Here is a 15,311-nt window from a genome sequence, read left to right as displayed (position 1 = left end):
CGGCTGCCTCGAGGCCCTGGACCGGCGTGCGGAGCCCGCCCTAGCTGTAGGAGGGCCTGACGTTGTTGACTCGCGCCGGGGCCAACGAGGCCGGCGGGATGTTCCCGCAGGAGGTATGAGGCCGATGGTAGTTGTAGTGGTTCACCCACACCTGCAGGGCCTCACGCCGGGCCGTCTCTGAGGAGTACGGGCGGGCGTAGAGGACCTCGTCCACCATCAGCCGGTTGTACCGCTCGACCTTCCCGTTGTGACGCGGGGTGTAGGGGCGGATCCGGTGGTGCCGGCCCCCGAGCGAGACCACCTTGGCCGTGAAGTCCACGGCCCGGTAGTTGTTCCCGTTGTCCGTGACCACCCGGTCCACGGTGATGCCGTGGGCGGCGAAGAACGCCCTCGCCCGGCAGAAGAACCCGATCGTGGTCACCGCCTTCTCGTCCTCCAACGCCTCGGTGTACGCCAGGCGGGTGTACCCGTCGATCGCCGAGTGCAGGTACGTGTACCCGACCCGTCGGCCAGGCCCGCGTTTGGCCGCTCGCGCGTTCGCGGAGTCCCGGCCGTGAGCACGCCAGCCTCCCCCTTCGGGGATGCGCCCGATCTTCTTCACGTCCATGTGCACCATGTGCCCCGGGCCGCGGGCGGTGATCTTCCGTGGTCGTTGGCGCAGGCCCTCACCCGTGGGCGCGAGGTCTCGCAACCGGGAGATGCCCAGCCGGTGCATCCACCTCCCCACGGTGCGCAGGCACAGCTGGTGGCCTTCGGAGACGAGGTGGTGATGGATGCGTCGGGCGGACCACTTCTGGTCCCGGCGCAGGGCCTCGATTTCGGCCAGGATCGCGGTGTCGAGCTGGGCGGGGCAGTGGTGGGGCCGGCTCGAGCGGTCCTGCAGTCCTGCCTCGCCCTCGGCGCGGTAGCGGGCCACCCAGGTGGCCACCGTGGGGCGGCTGACGCGGAACTCGGCTGCCACGTGCGCTTGGGGGATGCCGTCGTTCAGGTGGCGTTGGACCATCCTGAGACGGCCGGTGGGAGTCAGGGGTGCATTAGCGTGAGTCATGAGTGGGTCTCTTTGCGCGGATGGGTGGTGTAGGAACTTCCATCCTGCGGGAGAGGCCCACTCGTCTCATCTCAGCCCGGCCCTCGTGCCAAGAACCTCATGACCCACAACACCTAGCGTGAGGGCCATGCGTGCGATCGAACTGGACCTGCCCCCGCTGACCGACCTCGTGGACCGCTGGGCGGTCCACGCCGCCCGGACCCAGGCCTCCTACCCCGGCCGTCCCATGATCGAGGGACGCCGGCTGAGCGTCGACGACGGCGGCGGCAGCTGGGCCGCACTCGACGTGGTCGACGCCGACCACGCCGTCCTGCGGGCCTGGGACCGGGACGAGCTCCGGGCGCCCGAGGTGCCCTCCGGGCCACAGCTCGCCGACGAGTACCCGGCCTGGACGCACCCGCACCTGCCGGGCGAGGGCGACCGCACGCCCACGCACCTGCTGGCCGTGTGGGAGGACGGCAGCTGGCGGTCGGCCGGGCACGCCGGACTGTCCGCGAGCTCGCTCGACCACGTGATGCCCATGTGGTCCCTCGCCGCGATGACCGCCTCCCTCGCCGACCTCGTCGAGGCCTACGAGGCGGACGAGCCGGCGGGCTTCGACGACGACGCCCTGCCGCCCCAGCGGGACGAGGTCGCCGCGGCCTGCGCCCTCGGTGCCCAGCTCGACGCCGCCACCCTCGCCCGACTGCTGCGCCACCCCGGCATGGACGCCGAGGCCGGCGCCGCCGAGGCGCAGAAGTTCGCCGGGCTGCTGGGCTGAGACGAGCCGCGGGTCTGTGAGGGCCTGGCGGGCGTTCCGCCCGGGTGCTGGGCCGAGGAGAGCCGAATTGGGCTGACCCCGTTTTTTAGGTCCGGTGGTTCTGGGAGTCGTCCTGTCGCCCGTGGTTGAGGGCAGGGAGACTGGTCAGATCATGACGAACAGCAGGAAGCGTCACACCCCGGAGCAGGTCGTCCGCAAGCTCGGGCAGGCCGACAGGATGCTCGCCGATGGTCAGGACGTCGCGGCGGTGTGTCGGGAGCTCGGGGTGTCCGAGCAGACGTACTACCGGTGGCGGAACCAGTACGGCGGCCTCAAGGCCGACGACGCAAAGCGCCTGAAGGAGTTGGAGAAGCAGAACGCGACCCTGAAGCGTCTGCTCGCGGAAGCGGAGCTGGAGAAGGCCGCGCTCAAGGAGCTGGCTGAGGGAAACTTCTAAGCCCGGACAGGCGCCGCGCCGCCGTCGATCACCTCAAGCGCAAGTTGCGGGTGAGCGAACGGATGGCGTGCCGTCTGGTCGGGCTGAGCCGCTCCGCGTACCGGCGACCGCTCAAGGGCGACACGGTCGCGGACCCGGATCGGGCGCTACGGGAGTGGCTGCGCGCCTGGGCGAAGGACCATCCCCGCTACGGGTATCGGCGGGCGTACCACGACGCCCGCGCCGAAGGGTGGGTGGTGAACCACAAGAAGATCCAACGCCTGAGGCGTGACGAAGGGCTCCGGGTCCCGCAGCGGCGTCGACGCAAGCGCGTCGGGTCCTCGAGCGTCGACGCGCCGACGGCGGACGCGCCGAACGTGGTGTGGGCGGTGGACTTCCAGTTCGACGCCGACGAGCACGGCCGGGCGATCAAGATCTGCTCGATCGTCGACGAACACACCCGGGAGTGCATCGGCGGCCTCGTGGAATGCTCGATTACCGCCGACCGACTCACCGCCCACCTCGAGGACCTCGTCGCCGCCCGGGGCGCCCCGGCGGTGCTCAGGTCGGACAACGGGCCCGAGTTCATCAGCGAGACGATGGCCGACTGGGCCGGCACCCGGACCGGCCTGTCCTACATCCCTCCGGGCTCGCCGTGGCGCAACGGGTACGTCGAGTCGTTCAACAGCCGGATCCGCGACGAGTGCCTCAACATCAACAGCTTCTACTCACTGCTGCACGCACAGGTCATCGTCGGCGACTGGAAGGACGAGTACAACCACCACCGCCGGCACTCCTCGCTCGGCTACCTACCCCCAGCCGAGTACGCTCGGCAGTGCACCCATCAAATCGAAACCGACGACTCACAGAACGTCCGGACCGAATGAAGGGGGCGGCTCACCTAGACAGCTCCACTCTCGCAACAGGAGGCCTTCACCTATCAGCGAGTCCCGCAACAACGTCCCTGGACATCACATCTAGATCGACCCACGGCACCTCGAGGGACGCGGCCAGCATGGCCCCCACGGTCGACTTCCCGGTGCCGGGCGGGCCGATCAACACGCACCGCATGTGCCCTCCGTCGAGCCGACGAACGGAGCGGGTGTCCAGGCATCGGGTGCACCCCAGGGGAACCCCGACGCGTACTGGGTCATCCGTGCACTGACCTCGGCCGAATCGTGGGTTGGAATGGGCCCGTGCAGATCAGCCGGAGTGACGCGGACCGCCGCGACGACGTCTACTGTGTCCCGGCTCGTCCACTGGCACTCGGTGATCACCTGTCCCAGGTCGACATCCCACGCCGGCGGCTGGCGCTCGAAGAACCTCGCCTTCACGACGTAGACCACCCCGGGAGACACCGGCACGGTCCCGTCGGTCCGGCGGCCATAGGAGAAGAACAGTCGTCTTTGCGCGGGCGTGCCCGGCCGGTCGCCAGGGTAGAAGCAGGCGTTGAGAAACTGCGGGCAGTCAGACGCGCGTACGGCGTAGGCGATGGCCCAGGTTAGGTCCTCGGTGGCGAACACCGCGGTGCGCTTGGAGTACTCGTCCGGGCTGTGGTCCAGCGGGGCGCGGGGCTCAAGGCGACCCAGGCCGGCGGTCCCGGAGCCGTGGAGCAGATGGTGTCCGTCCGCGGTCCATTGGGCCAGGCGTGTCCAGGCGGGGCTGCCCGTGGTGGGGGCTGGCCAGTGCCAGGGAGGAGTCGTCGTCTGGGCTGCTGGGCCGTCAGCTTCCGGCTGGGTTCTCACAGGAGCGCCCCTTCATGTATGCGGGCGTTCACCACGCTGTCAATGGAGCGGACGTCGAGTGTCTCGACGGCCTCGATCACGGCCTGCAGGAGGCGTCGGCCGATACCGGCTCGGCGGATCTCGGGGAGCACCGTCAAGCCAGCTGTGAGCCACTGCTCGGGACCTCGGGGGCGCAGCGAGGTCATCGTCGCCCCGGACCACCCCACAAGCCGGGGCACTCCTCGGCGGGAGAGCTCTGGCACGACCAGCACAGGGGTGTGCGTGAGCAGCCAGTGCGCGGCCGACGAATGATCCGATGGCGTGCCGTCGCGTGCGGCCATCATGGCCGGGGGGAGTCATCGGGCCGGCGGGCGATGTAAAGCCAAGCCCGCCCGGGTGCATACGCCAGGTCGCGCACGTCGACCAGATCGAATCCGGCGGCGACCAGCGCAGCCTCGATCGCACGGCGGGTTCGGAAGCGCAGTGTGGAGGTCGACTCCAGCCGCTGGCCGTCGGCGCGGAACACGGTCGGAGAGTCGAACGTCACCAGCTCCCCGTCGATGCGGGTCGTCTGCGTCCATGTCTCGACCTCGCCTGCGCCCGGCACCGTGACGAGGCGGTGGGTGGCCGCCTTCGTCCAGCGCTCCCAGGCCCTGTCCTCGGGTCGACGGGCCTCGAAGACCAGCACCCCGCCGGGCCGGAGCCGGATATGGGCGGCCTGGAGCGTGGCGTCCCACGCGGAGTCGTCGAGGAACACCTGAGCGACATTCGCCGTCATCGTGACTGCATCCACCTGCGACGGTGGCGCGTCCTCGGCCACTCCCACGACCCACGTCACAGCCTCCGCGCCCGACTTCGCCCGCGCCACGTCGATGGAAGCCGCCGCGGGGTCGACCCCGACGACGTCGATGCCGTGCTTCGCCAGCCGCAGGGCGAAGGCGCCGGTGCCGCATCCGATGTCGAGGACCCTCGAGGCAGGGAACTCGTCCCGCACGATGTCCGTGTACTCGTCCAGGTCGGGGCGATCCAGTGATCCGAGGACGTCGTAGACGGCGGCCAATCGGGGGTGGTCGAAGACGGCGTCCGGCATGGCACCATCCTGCCATCGCAGGGAACTACTGACTCCGATCCGGTCCAGACGTCTCGATGCAACGAGGACTGCACGCGGCGCGCAGGGCGCTCTCCTCCGCATCCGTCAGCCCCACGGGGCGCTCCGTCGTGCGCGCCTCCTCGGTGGCCAGGGCGGCCGCGAGGGTTTCGCGCAGCGGGCGGCGGACCAGCCCGTGGGCCAGGGCCGCCGAGGAGTCGACGCTGCCGACGTGACGGAACCCGGGCAGCGGAATCCAGAGGGGCAGCGAGTTCGGCCCCGCCCACGGGGCGATGCCCTGGGACAGTAGGACGTCGTCGGGGATCACGTGTGGCTGAGCGGCCGACCCGGTGACCTCGATGCTCGCCCGGTAGAGGTCTGCCAAGGTGTGGGTCTGACCGGCGGCGTTGAACGTGCCGGTGACCGTGTGTTCCATGCAATGCAGAATCCACGCGGCCAGGTCTGCCACGTCGATGACGGAGACGGGGAACGTCGCATCGGGCACCAGCACGTCGGTCCCCGTCGGGTGTGCGAATCGCCAGGGGTAGTAGCCGGAGCGTCCGGTGTCGTCGCCGGCTCCGCCGATCAGCCCGGGGCGGATCACGGTGACCTGCCCATCCGCGCCTCGGTAGATGTCTTCGCAGCGGCGCTTGGCTCCGGGGTACTGGTTCATCTCGGTCATCCGGTCGATGCCTGCGGGCGGTGCCAGGGGGGCGTTCTCCGACTGGTTGGGGGTGTCGAACGCGGCGTACACGCTGGTGGTGGACACGAGAAGGCGATGGCGGGCGGTGAGCTGGTGCACGGCGTCGTGGGCGTGGGCCGGATGGGATGTCAGGTCGACGACGGCGTCCCACGTCCGGGAGGCGACCGGGGCGAGGGCGTCGGGGTCGTCCCGGTCGGCGCGGACGAAGGTGGCACCGGATGCGGCGGGGGCCGATCCGCGGGCGAGGCACGTGACGGCGTGGCCGGCATCGAGCGCCGCGTGGGCGAGTGCCCGGCCGAGGAAGCCGGTGCCGCCGAGGAGGAGGATGTGCATGCCCCCAGTGTGTCGGGCGGACGCGTCGATGTGGGGCGAATCTGCTGTGAGCGGCGTCAGGCTGCTATGGCCAGGACCACGGGTCCGAAACGGGCCGTCCCGTCCAGGACGGACGCTGCGCGGCGGACAATCTCGTAGAAGGGAGTTTCGAGGGCGTCAGACACCGCGTGAAGCACCTCGGAGGAGGGGTCCTTGAGGCCGCGCTCGAGTTCCGAGAGGTACTGCGGAGCGATACCGGCCCGCTCGCCCACGTCGGGTCTGAAATGGGGCATCCCCGCGATGCTCCTCGCGGTGCCGTACTTCCTCGCAGCGAACTACTGCCTGACGCTGATCGAGGACGGTGGCCCCGGCTGGCTGAACCTCCTCCTGCTCCTGCTCTGCTGGAATGCGCTCAAGTTCCTCATCATGGGCCCGGTCAGCGTCGTGCTCCTCATCCGCGCTCGTATGGAGGAGTGGGCGGTCCGGCGCCGCGACCGCCGTGCGTGTCCGCCGATCGAGCCTGCTGAACCGACAACGGCGCGCATGCCGTAGGAATGGCATCGCGACCTCGGCCGCGCCCTTGAGCGGCGAAGTCGTCGCGGCACGCGGCGATCCGCGTGCCCGGCGACGGTCAACTCCACGGGGGAGCAGGGCGGAAGAACAGACCCGCTCGCCTGTCCTTCGAAACTGGAGGGATGAATCAACACCAGTCCAGCCCGCACGGCCTGGAACCGCTCCTGAACATCGACGAACTCGCCGACTACCTCGGCGTCCCCGTGTCCACCATCTATGACTGGCGCACCAACGGCAAAGGCCCGCGCGCCTACCGCTTCGGCAAGCGCATCATGTTCGGCATCACCGACATCCGCGCCTGGATGGACACCATGCGCGAGCCCGCCTCTCCTACTGGCGCTGCCACCTTTCCCGGAGCGGGGGAGGGCACGCGTGGGTAGGCCCCGCACGCCGATTGGAACCTTCGGGATCATCGCCACCCGCGCCCAGCCGAACGGCAACCATGTGGCCCGCGCCCGGTACCGGGACTGGGACGGCAGCAACCGACTCGTCCAGGCCACCGGCTCCTCACGGGCCGCCGCGGAGCGCAAGCTCAAGCAGAAGCTCGCCGAACGCTCCCTCTACCAGCCAGGATTCAACGGCATGAGCGCCGACAGCTCGTTCCCAGAGCTCGTCGCGTACTGGCTGGAAGACATGGAAATTGAAGACCGCCTCTCCCGAACCACGAGGAACCTCTACGAGCGCGACATGCGCGCCCTCGTCCTCCCCGCATTCAAAGACCTCACCCTCCGGGAGATCGGCGTCGCCCGCTGCGACTACTTCCTCAAACGACTCGCCAAGCGCAGCTACAGCCGGGCCAAGCACGCCCGCGTCGTCCTCCGCCTTGCACTCGCGCTCGCGGTCCGACACGAGATCCTGCCCGCAACCCGATGGACCACGTCTCCCGGCTCCACCGGAAGAAGACGATCCCGGACGCGTTCACGATCGACGAGGTGCAGGAGATCCGAGCCGCGATCAAGGCATGGGAGTCCCGGCGGATACTGGCGGGACCGAGACCGGATCGGCAACTCGGGCAGATCGTCGAGGTCATGCTCGGCACCTCCGCCCGCATCGGCGAAGTCCTCGCCATACGCCTCCAGGACCTCGACCTGGACGGTCCGATCCCGACGGCACGAATAGCCGGGACGATCATCAGCCGCAAAGGCGAGCCCACCCACCGGCAAGACCATCCGAAGACGGATCGCTCGGTTCGCCGCGTCGCACTGCCGTCATTCGCCCTTCAAGCGATCCGCTCCCGTCTCCTCCGTTCCGGTGACGTCGACCCAGGCGCGCTCCTCGCCTCCGAGCTCCTCGGGCACACGGACCCGAGGATCACGATGCAGCACTACATCCAGCGCAGCGAGACCGTGAACCCCGCCACCGCGGAGCATCTCGAGCGGGCCTTTGGTAAGGCTGGATGACGGGAAGACGATGCTTGCGGAGGGATCACGTGTAGGCATCCTCCATGCTCGTCGTGCCAATCCTTACGGGAAGACCTCAGTGATCGGTCCGCCCGTCACACCAGGTTCGAGGACGAGCACGGGCTTGTAGCGGGGCTCATCCTTCCTGTTGCCATCCCATTCATAGACGACGGTTCGCAGCGTATTGAGGTAGCGCCCGATGAGTACGGCCATCGTGTAAGGACCATGGAAGGCGAGGTGTACCTCGGCGCGTCCTTGGCTGGCGGAGAGTTTCTTGATTTGCTGTGCGATGGCCGCGCTGAGACGAGCTGCTTCTCGTGGGTCGATTCGTTCTGTACTCCCAAGCGAGATGATCTCGGCCGCGTCGAATCCATCGGCCGAGTCGTTCACAAGCTGTTCGAAAGCGGTCCGATCTGCATGTGGCGTCAAGGTCACGAAGATCGCCACGCGATGGTGGAGTTCCCCCGCTCGGTCCTGTTCGACTTGGGCGGGCTCGATGGTCAGCTCGGTGGTCTGCGGGTCGTCATTGGGCGCGGCGGATGTCCAGGCATTGCCCTCTGGATCGGTCACTATCACCCTGCCGATCTTCGTTTCAGGCAGCGCCGCGCCAACTGCGAGTCCGACTGACAAGTGGGCTCCGCCCGACACTCGGACACTCCTTGCGCCTGCCGTGTAAACGGCGTCGCTGGTCAGCGGGAGAGTCTTCCGGAGCAGTTCCAGCCCGTCTCGGGAAGGAAGCCGCCCGTCGTCCGACGGTTTGAGTCGCATGTGAAGGTCTTCCTCGTCTGCGTCGAGGGCAGACGAGGCGGGGCGGCTTTGCACACGAATCGTGAGATCGCGTCCTTCCGCGCGAATGATGGGCTTTCGTTGCTCGATGCGGTGCATCAGAAGGTCACGCACGATCTCGACTTCGCCAGACGGCTGACGCATGTTCGCCTGCTTCTTGTCAGCCAGAGTTCGTGCTGGCGCGAGTCGCAAGAGCCGATCCGGGGCGTCGTAGTCACACTTCAACTCTTCGCCCGCCCGTGAGACCGTGTTCGCGATGCACAGGCTGAAGTTGGGATCGGCGTCGAGCTGGAGCAGACGTGGCAGTTCGCGCTCGCGGACGATGTCGCTGTATGCGATGTCGGGGGTGACGACGAGCACGCCCGCCGAGAGACCTCGGGTGAGTGCCTGTTCGAGGCGGTCGGTGGTCGTGCCGGGTCGCAGGTCAGTGTGGTCTCTCCACACGACAAGCCCGGCGGCCCGGAGTAGATCTTCGAGGGCGTCGGCTTGCGCGGTGCCGTCTGATTGGCGGTAGGAGATGAATACTGGGCCGTCGCCGCGGACGGCACCGTCCGGTAAAGGACCGAGGGAGGGAATCTCGAAGGAGGGACAGAGACGACTGCTGCCTTCGTTGTGGTCTTCCCGAACCGTTGGCGCCGGGCGATGAGCCCGAAGATCGCACCGGTTGCGCCAGGCGCGAAGACGAGCAGCGCGATCGGGTTTGAACTGATCTTGGCGGTCGCACGCATCGCTGCGTGATCGACGGTGCTCGGTCCAGATGGGGAGGGGTGGCTGTGCCACTCACCGACGTAGCCGATCGGATCGTCGTCAGCTCGTTGCTGCAGAAACTCCTGCAAGAGCTCGTCCGCGCGAATGTCGTCGCGAACGTACCTGTTCGTCGTTGCCCCTTGCCCCTCAACGACCAGGGCGTGAGTTGCCACGATGGTGCCGTTGTCCTGGTAGCCGAGGAGGATGCCACCGGTCTCCCGAGGGAGGTGGTTCGCTGCCTCGAAGGCGATGGTCTCGTAGGCGTCGACGAGCAGGTCGATGCGCGTTGGTGGTCGAATCATTCGTGACTCCTTACTGCGCCGATCGACAGGTCTCGCGTTTCCCCCGCTGGGTGGAGAGGGCGATCGACGAGCAGGCCGACGGCGTGGCGCACGGTCGCTGCGGCCGCCTCGATCACCGCGTAAGGGGGCGTCGGAGAGACTGGACTGCCACAGCCGGCTTCGAACAGTTCAGACTCAGGCTGATCGACAACGTTGGACGAGGGTGGCAGTGGTTCGGCTCCGTCGAGCGGTGGCAGCACATCGATTCGGTAGCTCGTGCCGCCGTTCTGGATCGCCGCTGAGACGATTCGCCTGGACAACGCCCGTGCGGTGACGTGGAGAAGTGCAGTGGTGGCGAAATCGGCGGTCGCGTTTACCACGAGATCGTGGTCTCCGAGAAGCTTGACAGCCTCGTCGCCCGAGGTGAGTGAGTGATCGATCACCGCAATGTCGGCGGCTGCAATCCCACTGCGGTCAACCAGATGCTGCTTGACCGCCTCAACCTTTGACCGCCCCACGGCCTCAGGGCCGACAAGGTGACGGACAAGATTTCCGGGCATAACGACGTCGCCATCGAGCAGGGTGAGATTGTGAACACCGGAGCGCACGAGCATGTCCGCGACGAACGAGCCGAGGGCTCCGACGCCCACAATCGCTACCCGACGTCCACGGAGTTCAGGAGCAAGCAGACCTGAGCGTGCGGACTTGGCGGCATCGGTGTCGGCACCCGAGCTCAGGCTTCTGACTGCGACGCCGCCACCTATCGTGGGCCACGCTTCGAGTGTGATTGCGCCCTTGTGAGAGCCCCGGCTGTAGATCAGCACCACGATCTCGATCGTGTGGTTGCGGATTCTGCGGTCCAGGTCGACGCTGGGGTCGATGCGAGCGGAGATGTCGTCCCATGATCTGGGGGGCACGTCTACATCGCCGAGGTTGGCAACGTATCCGAAGCGATCCTTGCTGTGCTTCGAGGATTTCGCTGGCTTGGCGCCGCCGGCGATCCGCATCAGGTTGTTCGCTGCCGGGCGGAACCGAACGAATCCGCTGGGATATCGGGTCAGGTCATCGTAGAGATAAAGCCGCTCATCCTCGGAGGGCTTGAAGTAACGGTCGAGGTCTAGGTCGGGTCGATCGTCTGGCCAGCCTGCTGCCGCCTGTTCGAACCAGGCAGTGACGTGTTCGAGGAACGCTGGCGCTTCCGTCCACCACAGTCCGTCGTGATCGTCTTCGGCGACCAAGCACAGCGCCCCGTCCAACTCCCTGTGCCAGGACCACGCGACCGCATCTGAGTCGAGCGGAACCACGCGAGGAGGGTGAAAGGGGTAGCGGGAACGCAGCGTTATGAGAACCTCGGTTGCACCGCCAGGGTGAACGATTGTCCCTCGCCAGCCGTGGTCTTCCTCCGTGAAGCCGGCTCGGATCAGCCCTTCCTCGAAGTGCTGTCGTGAGTATGCGACGTAGTCGTCGTACTCGGTGACGGTCACCCGAAGGTCCTCGTGCCCGCCGGAACGGTCCGTGCGCCAGCCGAGATGGCGGACGCGCGCTTCGACCCATCCTCGTTGAATCCCGGCGGCATCGGAAACACTGTATCGTCGTCCCCGTTCTTGCCCAGCAGTCCCTGGAACGCCAGTGCGGCTTTGCCCTCGTCCTCCTCGTCGAGCGCGTCGCGCGCGGTTTCCGCAGCCTCAGCGAAACGAGTCTTGGCTGCATCCAGCTCATCATCTGTCGCACGAATGCTGATGGTGTGCCCCGCCATGGTGGGGTCGTTCACTCCAATGCCGAGGGTGACGTAGCCGTCGATGATCTTGCTGACCTCTTCGAGAGCAGAGACGTAATACTCTGCATGATCGTTGCCCGAGACCAGGCCGGAGGCGAAGGCTTGATACGTCGCGACCTCGATGAAGAACCCACCAGGCTTCTTGCCGGAGCCGAGTATCGATCGTCGGGTCTGACGGAGCAGCTTCACCGTGGGAACGTAATAGCCGTCATGCGCCGAGTTCATTTCGCTCGACAACGACGTGAGCTTCTCCGGATTGGTACGCACCCACTCGTCCTCATCGCCCTTCTGAGGGATCTCCCACGTCTCACCGTCCCAGTAAGGACGAGCAGGCACCGCGTCGACATACAGGTCGTACTCGGGGAACGACACCTGCAAACTGCGATCCTGACGCTTCGTTCGCCGGTGACCATCGCCATCACTACCGAACTCCGCATGCAGGACGGTGAAGAATCGGTCGAGGATGTCTTTCGACGTGACGTCGCTCGGTAGGTCCGGGAGCCGCACGAACACGTCAACGTCTTTGACTCGCTTGATCGACACGTTCCTCTTGTACGAGCCGATCAGCACCGGGTCCACCCCGTACTCTGCGAGCTTCGCGTCGGCTTCGAGCGCAGCGCGCACCAGCCGGTGCGCCTCCGGCGCGTTGGCCTTGTCATCGCCGGGCTCGATGGAGCTCAGCGCATCCTTGAACTGCTGCTTGAGGTGAGCCATCGGGCCCTCCGATCTCGTTGTGAATGTCTTGAACTTCTCTGAGCCTGCCTCATACCACCGACACTTCGGCGAGCATGAAGGACAGGGGCGTAGGGGCAGCCTCCACGCTTGACGGGACTGATGCACGTATAGGTGACATACGATCTGTGGTGTTCCCACACCGCAGGGAAGGATGTGCACTTTGCCCGCCCCCTACCCCCAAGAGTTCTGCGATGACGTCGTCCGCGTCGCCCAGAACCGTGAGCCCGGCACCCACTTGAAGCAGATCGCGAAGGACTTCGGGATCAGCTTCTCTTGTCTGACGAACTGGATGCGCCAGGCCGAGATCGAAGCTGGGAACAAACCCGGCCCCACCAAGGCCGAGGCCGAAGAACTCCGCGCAGCCCGCCGCAGGATCCGGCTGCTCGAGCAGGAGAACGAAGTCCTACGCCGCGCCGCGGCCTACCTCTCCCAGGCGAACCTGCCGAAAAAATGATGTACCCGCTCGTGTCCGAGCTCGCTGCCGACCAGATCCCGGTCGTGGTGTCCTTGCGGGTCCTCAAGCTCGCCCGCCAGCCCTACTACCGCTGGCTCCAGAACCCTGTCACCACCGCGGAGGTGGAGGCCGCTCACCGGGCCAACGCCCTCCACGACGCCCACCAGAACGATCCCGAGTTCGGGTACCGGCTGCTGCGCGACGAGGCCGAGAATGCTGGCGCTCCGATGGCGGCCCGTACCGCCTGGCGGCTCTGCCACGAGAACCAGTGGCACTGCGCGTTCGGGGCCAAGCGCGGCAAGAACGGGACCCGCCCAGGCCCGCCCGTGCACGATGACCGCGTCCGCCGGGACTTCTCTGCCGAGGAGCCCAACCGGCTGTGGTTGACCGACATCACGGAGCACCCCACCGGTGAGGGCAAGCTCTACCTCTGCGCGATCAAGGATCTCTACGCCGGCAGGATCGTGGGGTACTCCATGGCCGGCCGTATGCAGGCCTCGTTGGCCGTGAACGCGCTCGAGCAGGCCGTGGCCCGCCGCGGAGGCACCGACGTGGTCGCCGGGTGCATCGTGCACTCGGACCGCGGCTCGCAGTTCCGCTCGGCCCTATTCCAGGACGCCCTCACCACCCACGGGCTGATCGGGTCCATGGGCCAGGTCGGTGCTGCCGGGGACAACGCGGCCATGGAATCCTTCTTCGCGTTGCTGCAGAAGAACGTGCTGGACCGACGCGACTGGGACACCCGGGACGAGCTGCGGGCCGGGATCATCACCTGGATCGAGCGGGCCTACCACCGCCGCCGCCGGCAGGTGCGCCTGGGCCGATTGACGCCGGTCGAGTACGAGTTGATCATGGACCACACGCCCGCAGACGCGGCGTGAAGACGACTGTCACCTATGGGTGCATCAGTCCCCTCGTCGGGCACGGACAGACTGTGAGCTGGTTCTGGCCGGTGGTGATACGGATCTGCGCGTCTTTGACGCATGGACGGGCTATTGGGTCGCCGAGTGGCGATGGGGTCGCCTACGCTGGTTGGCATGTTGGTTTACGGCACTGCTTCGCTGCGTCTGCGCGGCGCTTGACCCCTGATCTTGGACACGCTGATTCCAGCACGATGATGGGGAAGCGAGAATCCAAGGGATGGCTAGGAAGAACTACACGGACGGGTTCCGGCAGCGGGCGGTGGACTTGTACGAGTCGACGCCCGGTGCGACGTTGAATGGCATCGCGGCGGACCTCGGGATCTCCCGCGGTGCGCTGCGGGAGTGGGTCGAAAAGCACGGCTCGGGCACGACGACCGCCGGCACCATGTCGCCGCCCACGTCGGGGCGGTCGGAGTCGCAGGCGGCGAGGATCGTGCGGCTGGAGGCGGAACTGGCGGCGTCGAAGGCGGAGAAGCTGAAGCTCGAGACGGAGCGGGACATCCTCCGTCAGGCGGCGAAGTATTTCGCCGGGGAGACGAACTGGTGAACCGCTTCCAGTTCGTCGAGGACCACAAGGACGCCTACGGCGTGAAGCGGTTGTGCGAGATCGTCGAGATCGCGAGGTCGTCGTTCTACGCCTGGCTCGCGGCGGCTCCGGGACGGGCGGCGAGAGCGGCCGAAGATACAGCCCTCGCCGCACGGATCAGGGTGCTGCAGGACCCCGCCCAGGGCGGCGACCGCGCCTACGGGGCACCCCGGATCACCGCCGACCTCAACGACGGCGTCACCACCGCCGCCGAGCGGGTGAATCACAAGCGCGTCGCCCGCGTGATGCGTGAGCACCAGCTGGTGGGGATCCGGCTGCGACGCCGGGTGAAGACCACGATCCCGGACCAGTCCGGGAGGAAGTTCCCCGACCTGATCGGCCGGGACTTCTCGATCGGGGAGCCGAACCGCCGGTACGTCGGCGATATCACCTACCTCCCGATCGCAGACGGGTCGAACCTGTATCTCGCGACGTGCATCGACCTCGGCTCCCGCAAGCTCGCGGGCTGGCAGGTCGCCGACCACATGCGCACCGAACTCGTCGAGGACGCACTCCGCGCCGCGGCCCGCGACCGCGGCAGTCTCGCCGGCGCCGTGTTTCACAGCGACCACGGCAGCGTCTACGCCTCGAAGGCCTACGCGGCCCTCTGCGAGCAGCTCACCGTCGTCCAGTCCATGGGTGCGGTGGGCACGAGTGCCGACAACTCACTCGCGGAGAGTTTCAACGCCGCGCTCAAGCGGGAGCTTCTCGAGGGCCGGGCCGCATTTCCAGATCAGGCCACGGCCTACCGGGCCGTGTTCCGATGGGCGAACCGCTACAACACCCGCCGACGCCACTCCACGATCGGCCAGGTGAGCCCAAATAGCTACGAGAACGCCTACGACACCGCGAGGTCAGCTACCCTCACGGAAGCGGCATAACCGAACCGACACCGTGTCCACGATCAAGGGGCAAGGCCCCGCAGCCGCTAACGGCGGCGAGCACACTCCCACGCGTTGTTGCTCCCGCCCCCGGTGATCACGGCCGGGCGGCTCTTTCA

The 15,311-nt window shown here is 67.2% G+C and carries 17 protein-coding genes and 2 pseudogenes; 8 read left to right on the top strand and 11 right to left on the bottom strand.

Annotated elements, in window-relative coordinates; all coding sequences use genetic code 11:
- Positions 1 to 40 precede the first annotated feature (40 nt).
- A complete protein-coding gene (locus CEQ11_RS12565; RefSeq protein WP_088477307.1) occupies positions 41 to 1,048 on the bottom strand; it encodes an IS481 family transposase in 1,008 nt (335 codons plus the stop codon).
- A gap of 127 nt (positions 1,049 to 1,175) precedes the next feature.
- Here CEQ11_RS12565 and CEQ11_RS12560 point away from each other — a divergent pair, with 127 nt between their 5' ends.
- Positions 1,176 to 1,808, top strand: a complete 633-nt coding sequence (locus CEQ11_RS12560; RefSeq protein WP_088477306.1) for a hypothetical protein — start codon at positions 1,176 to 1,178, stop codon at positions 1,806 to 1,808.
- A 151-nt stretch (positions 1,809 to 1,959) separates the two neighbouring features.
- Positions 1,960 to 3,110 (top strand): IS3 family transposase gene (locus CEQ11_RS12555; protein WP_088478810.1). Its coding sequence is split into 2 segments (ribosomal slippage): positions 1,960 to 2,230 and positions 2,230 to 3,110, totalling 1,152 coding nucleotides; the frame shifts between segments, so codons are not numbered across the junction.
- Positions 3,111 to 3,156: 46 nt separating this feature from the next.
- On the opposite strand, the gene CEQ11_RS12800 is transcribed toward CEQ11_RS12555, so the two are convergent.
- The 6 genes from CEQ11_RS12800 to CEQ11_RS13520 form a co-directional block, all read right to left on the bottom strand.
- Complete coding sequence (locus CEQ11_RS12800) at positions 3,157 to 3,294, bottom strand: AAA family ATPase (RefSeq protein WP_127913423.1); 138 nt, start codon at positions 3,292 to 3,294, stop codon at positions 3,157 to 3,159.
- Entirely contained in the window at positions 3,279 to 3,746 is a 468-nt protein-coding gene (locus CEQ11_RS12550) for a hypothetical protein (RefSeq protein ID WP_088477305.1), read from the bottom strand. The genes CEQ11_RS12800 and CEQ11_RS12550 overlap by 16 nt, the downstream gene beginning before the upstream one ends.
- Positions 3,747 to 3,964: 218 nt before the next feature.
- Complete coding sequence (locus CEQ11_RS12545) at positions 3,965 to 4,288, bottom strand: GNAT family N-acetyltransferase (RefSeq protein WP_227718878.1); 324 nt, start codon at positions 4,286 to 4,288, stop codon at positions 3,965 to 3,967.
- Positions 4,288 to 5,037, bottom strand: a complete 750-nt coding sequence (locus tag CEQ11_RS12540; protein ID WP_088478800.1) for a bifunctional 2-polyprenyl-6-hydroxyphenol methylase/3-demethylubiquinol 3-O-methyltransferase UbiG — start codon at positions 5,035 to 5,037, stop codon at positions 4,288 to 4,290. Before CEQ11_RS12540 ends, CEQ11_RS12545 begins: the two co-directional genes overlap by 1 nt.
- Before the next feature lie 25 nt (positions 5,038 to 5,062).
- Entirely contained in the window at positions 5,063 to 6,070 is a 1,008-nt protein-coding gene (locus CEQ11_RS12535) for an NAD-dependent epimerase/dehydratase family protein (RefSeq protein ID WP_088477304.1), read from the bottom strand.
- 56 nt (positions 6,071 to 6,126) lie between these two features.
- On the bottom strand, positions 6,127 to 6,342 hold the full coding sequence (locus tag CEQ11_RS13520) for a helix-turn-helix domain-containing protein (RefSeq protein WP_088477303.1): 216 nt from the start codon (positions 6,340 to 6,342) through the stop codon (positions 6,127 to 6,129).
- A gap of 7 nt (positions 6,343 to 6,349) precedes the next feature.
- Here CEQ11_RS13520 and CEQ11_RS12970 point away from each other — a divergent pair, with 7 nt between their 5' ends.
- The 4 genes and pseudogenes from CEQ11_RS12970 (at position 6,350) to CEQ11_RS13230 (ending at position 8,022) form a co-directional block, all read left to right on the top strand.
- Positions 6,350 to 6,601 carry a hypothetical protein gene (locus CEQ11_RS12970; RefSeq protein ID WP_193762947.1) on the top strand — a complete coding sequence of 84 codons (252 nt, stop codon included), beginning with the start codon at positions 6,350 to 6,352 and terminating at the stop codon, positions 6,599 to 6,601.
- A 143-nt stretch (positions 6,602 to 6,744) separates the two neighbouring features.
- Positions 6,745 to 7,002 carry an AlpA family transcriptional regulator gene (locus CEQ11_RS12520; protein WP_088477302.1) on the top strand — a complete coding sequence of 86 codons (258 nt, stop codon included), beginning with the start codon at positions 6,745 to 6,747 and terminating at the stop codon, positions 7,000 to 7,002.
- Positions 7,003 to 7,204: 202 nt separating this feature from the next.
- Positions 7,205 to 7,336 (top strand): annotated as a pseudogene (locus CEQ11_RS13515) (site-specific integrase); the annotation flags it as partial.
- Positions 7,337 to 7,491: 155 nt separating this feature from the next.
- Positions 7,492 to 8,022, top strand: a complete 531-nt coding sequence (locus CEQ11_RS13230; protein ID WP_227718931.1) for a hypothetical protein — start codon at positions 7,492 to 7,494, stop codon at positions 8,020 to 8,022.
- 63 nt (positions 8,023 to 8,085) lie between these two features.
- Here CEQ11_RS13230 and CEQ11_RS12510 read toward each other — a convergent pair whose 3' ends face one another.
- The 4 genes and pseudogenes from CEQ11_RS12510 to CEQ11_RS12500 form a co-directional block, all read right to left on the bottom strand.
- Positions 8,086 to 9,588, bottom strand: coding sequence for an SAVED domain-containing protein (locus CEQ11_RS12510; protein WP_227718874.1), 1,503 nt, complete (start codon positions 9,586 to 9,588; stop codon positions 8,086 to 8,088).
- Positions 9,567 to 9,857 (bottom strand): annotated as a pseudogene (locus tag CEQ11_RS13510) (Mov34/MPN/PAD-1 family protein); the annotation flags it as partial. The pseudogene CEQ11_RS13510 and the gene CEQ11_RS12510, both read right to left, overlap by 22 nt.
- Positions 9,854 to 11,320: a ThiF family adenylyltransferase gene (locus tag CEQ11_RS12505; RefSeq protein WP_088478799.1), complete on the bottom strand. Its 1,467-nt coding sequence runs from the start codon at positions 11,318 to 11,320 to the stop codon at positions 9,854 to 9,856. The pseudogene CEQ11_RS13510 and the gene CEQ11_RS12505, both read right to left, overlap by 4 nt.
- Positions 11,317 to 12,327 carry a nucleotidyltransferase gene (locus CEQ11_RS12500; RefSeq protein ID WP_088477300.1) on the bottom strand — a complete coding sequence of 337 codons (1,011 nt, stop codon included), beginning with the start codon at positions 12,325 to 12,327 and terminating at the stop codon, positions 11,317 to 11,319. Before CEQ11_RS12500 ends, CEQ11_RS12505 begins: the two co-directional genes overlap by 4 nt.
- A 181-nt stretch (positions 12,328 to 12,508) precedes the next feature.
- Between CEQ11_RS12500 and CEQ11_RS12495 the strand changes: the two genes are divergently transcribed.
- Together CEQ11_RS12495 and CEQ11_RS12490 are read left to right on the top strand one after the other, a co-directional pair.
- Positions 12,509 to 13,683 (top strand): IS3 family transposase gene (locus CEQ11_RS12495; RefSeq protein WP_369804931.1). Its coding sequence is split into 2 segments (ribosomal slippage): positions 12,509 to 12,793 and positions 12,796 to 13,683, totalling 1,173 coding nucleotides; the frame shifts between segments, so codons are not numbered across the junction.
- 259 nt (positions 13,684 to 13,942) lie between these two features.
- Positions 13,943 to 15,192 (top strand): IS3 family transposase gene (locus CEQ11_RS12490; RefSeq protein ID WP_369804930.1). Its coding sequence is split into 2 segments (ribosomal slippage): positions 13,943 to 14,252 and positions 14,252 to 15,192, totalling 1,251 coding nucleotides; the frame shifts between segments, so codons are not numbered across the junction.
- Positions 15,193 to 15,311 lie beyond the last annotated feature (119 nt).

It is taken from the genome of Micrococcus sp. FDAARGOS_333 (genome assembly GCF_002206575.2).
GTDB classification, from domain to species: domain Bacteria; phylum Actinomycetota; class Actinomycetes; order Actinomycetales; family Micrococcaceae; genus Micrococcus; species Micrococcus lylae.
Note: the sequence above shows the minus strand (reverse complement) of the source record. Positions and strands in the feature narration are given on the sequence as shown.

Excerpts from the sequence above, each read along its gene's own strand:
- CEQ11_RS12565 (WP_088477307.1), bottom strand. The coding sequence starts at position 1,048 with ATGACTCACGCTAATGCACCCCTGACTCCCACCGGCCGTCTCAGGATG.
- CEQ11_RS12560 (WP_088477306.1), top strand. The coding sequence starts at position 1,176 with ATGCGTGCGATCGAACTGGACCTGCCCCCGCTGACCGACCTCGTGGAC.
- CEQ11_RS12800 (WP_127913423.1), bottom strand. The coding sequence starts at position 3,294 with ATGCGGTGCGTGTTGATCGGCCCGCCCGGCACCGGGAAGTCGACCGTG.
- CEQ11_RS12545 (WP_227718878.1), bottom strand. The coding sequence starts at position 4,288 with ATGGCCGCACGCGACGGCACGCCATCGGATCATTCGTCGGCCGCGCAC.
- CEQ11_RS12540 (WP_088478800.1), bottom strand. The coding sequence starts at position 5,037 with ATGCCGGACGCCGTCTTCGACCACCCCCGATTGGCCGCCGTCTACGAC.
- CEQ11_RS12535 (WP_088477304.1), bottom strand. The coding sequence starts at position 6,070 with ATGCACATCCTCCTCCTCGGCGGCACCGGCTTCCTCGGCCGGGCACTC.
- CEQ11_RS13520 (WP_088477303.1), bottom strand. The coding sequence starts at position 6,342 with ATGCCCCATTTCAGACCCGACGTGGGCGAGCGGGCCGGTATCGCTCCG.
- CEQ11_RS12970 (WP_193762947.1), top strand. The coding sequence starts at position 6,350 with ATGCTCCTCGCGGTGCCGTACTTCCTCGCAGCGAACTACTGCCTGACG.
- CEQ11_RS12520 (WP_088477302.1), top strand. The coding sequence starts at position 6,745 with ATGAATCAACACCAGTCCAGCCCGCACGGCCTGGAACCGCTCCTGAAC.
- CEQ11_RS13230 (WP_227718931.1), top strand. The coding sequence starts at position 7,492 with ATGGACCACGTCTCCCGGCTCCACCGGAAGAAGACGATCCCGGACGCG.
- CEQ11_RS12500 (WP_088477300.1), bottom strand. The coding sequence starts at position 12,327 with ATGGCTCACCTCAAGCAGCAGTTCAAGGATGCGCTGAGCTCCATCGAG.